General features: G+C 45.0%; 1 protein-coding gene and 1 pseudogene. Both read left to right on the forward strand.

The features are described from left to right. Positions 1 to 28: 28 nt before the first annotated feature. Positions 29 to 316, forward strand: a pseudogene (locus NW807_RS09460) (cobalamin biosynthesis protein CobQ); the annotation flags it as partial. A 168-nt stretch (positions 317 to 484) separates the two neighbouring features. Continuing rightward, on the forward strand, positions 485 to 687 hold a 203-nt coding region (locus NW807_RS09465), incomplete at its 3' end, for a ParA family protein (protein WP_414425941.1).

A 687-nucleotide genomic window follows, 5' to 3' on the forward strand; every position in this document is an offset into this window, starting at 1 on the left:
TAGCTATCTCCGAGAGAAGCTTGAGAGGATGTCTCCCACCGAGAGGGTAGAGCGAATTGTTGTCCAACACTTTGCTGTTCCCCTCCTGCATGCGCTTGGCTTTCACGACTTGGAAATTAGATATGAATTCGAGACAGGTTGTGGCCAGGTCGACCTCGCCGCAAGAAAGAACGAAGATCCTGAAGATACTTTCTTTAACTCCCAAAGGAACCCCTACTTGCTTTTGGAGGCAAAATCCAGAGTAGTCAACCTCAAAGAAGGATCTTGCTATAGGGATGCAGTTTGTCAAATAGAAAGCTACCTGCTCGGCAAGAACTGCAAATCTGCAAAATGGGGAATTATCACCAATGCAAATAACATCCAGCTTTGGAGGAAGCACGGAAAAGTCGTTCACCCCGCTACAGCAAACCTTGATATTAGCTCAGATAACATTGAGAGCATAGTGCGTAACTTGCGAGACAAGATAGAAAACTATGAGCGCGCTCTGACTGTATGCGTGTATAACAATAAAGGGGGCGTAGGCAAAACAACGACGGTCATTAACCTTGCGGCAACACTAGCAACCAAGAAAAAAAAGGTCTTAGTTGTTGACTTTGATTCTCAGGGTGATCTGACAAGAAGTTTGGAAGCCACTCCTGGAAAAATTACACTGACGCAATGTTTAAAGGATCCCAAAATAGACGTCCA

It is taken from the genome of Synechococcus sp. R70.1 (assembly GCF_047461675.1).
Lineage (GTDB): Bacteria > Cyanobacteriota > Cyanobacteriia > Thermostichales > Thermostichaceae > Thermostichus.